Here is a 1154-nt window from a genome sequence, read left to right on the forward strand (position 1 = left end):
CCGGGGCCGCAGGGGCAGCCGCCGGGGTCTTACAGTCCACCGCAAACCCGACCGGATTCGCAGGCTTCGTCGGGTTCGATGGTGGGCTCGGCTAACCACCGGCTTGGCGGCGCGCCGGCCAACAATTCTCCTTCCGAAGGCAGTGGCGTCATGGGCGCTGCCAACCGGGATACCAGGATCAGGTGACGTGAAAGAGAGAGCTATGTACTTCAAACTTCTAGCGCTTTGCGTCTTGATGGTCGCTGCGTATGGCGCCCACGCGGAAGGCGGATGTCCCCCCGGCCAGTATCCCATCGGTGGCCAGGGGGCGGCTGGTTGCGCTCCGATTCCGCAGAACCAGGCGGCCCCGCAGGAGGCTCTCCGGCCGACTGGGTACTGGGTAAAGACCTGGGGTGCTATTGCCATGGGCTCGGGCGACGGCTGGAACAGCCTGGGGGTGACGACAGGCAAGGCATCGAAATCCGGAGCGGAGGCCGACGCGCTGAGGCGCTGCTCTTCCGATGGAGTGAAGGATTGTCGAATCGGCTTTGTCTATAAAAACCAGTGTGCGGCTGTTGCGAGCCACAGGTGGGGGGAAGGGCCTACCTCGACGGGCCGACAAGCTTCGCCGCCGCAGGCGACGAAGAAGCAGCCAGCGGCGTCGCGATGGGGCGTTGCGAGCGAGAGAATCGCGCGGTCTCTGGTATGCAATGCAAGGTGATCTACACCGCATGTTCCAAGGCGGTTTTCAAAAGCTACTGATGCCTGGCCTCAAGCGGGGCTGGAAGATTGGTAACCCATCAAGGAGAAAGGGTCGTGAAGAAGCGTGGATTGTTTCCCCTGGCGCTGCTGTCAGTGATGGCCTTGCCCTCGTCGGCGCAGACTGACGGCTACTACGAGTTCATTCCGTACTACGACAACGATCCCTTTCTCTTCTGCACGATCGGCGTGCCCAGCGACTGCTGGGCGCCGATCAATCCCGCCACGGGCGCCTTCACCGTCACCAACCCGTACTGCTACAACGCGTACTCGTCGGAGCTGTATGCGCGTGTCTGCCCCCATGCATTCACGAGCGGGAAGGTGGGGGCAGCGGCGGCGACGCCGCGCTCTTCCGTGGTACGGGATAGCGCTGCCGTTCCCTGACTTGGTCGATGCAGGAGCCGTGACATGTCCCA

General features: G+C 63.2%; 1 protein-coding gene. It reads left to right on the top strand.

Annotation, left to right across the window (positions count from 1 at the left end; genetic code table 11):
* The first annotated feature begins 795 nt into the window (after nucleotides 1–795).
* The gene (locus D180_RS10425) at nucleotides 796–1122 is read left to right on the top strand and encodes a hypothetical protein (RefSeq protein ID WP_157835450.1); all 327 of its coding nucleotides are present in this window, start codon (nucleotides 796–798) and stop codon (nucleotides 1120–1122) included.
* The last annotated feature ends 32 nt before the right edge of the window (nucleotides 1123–1154 follow it).

This window comes from Xanthomonas sp. SHU 166, assembly GCF_000364685.1.
GTDB classification, from domain to species: Bacteria; Pseudomonadota; Gammaproteobacteria; order Xanthomonadales; family Xanthomonadaceae; genus Xanthomonas_A; species Xanthomonas_A sontii.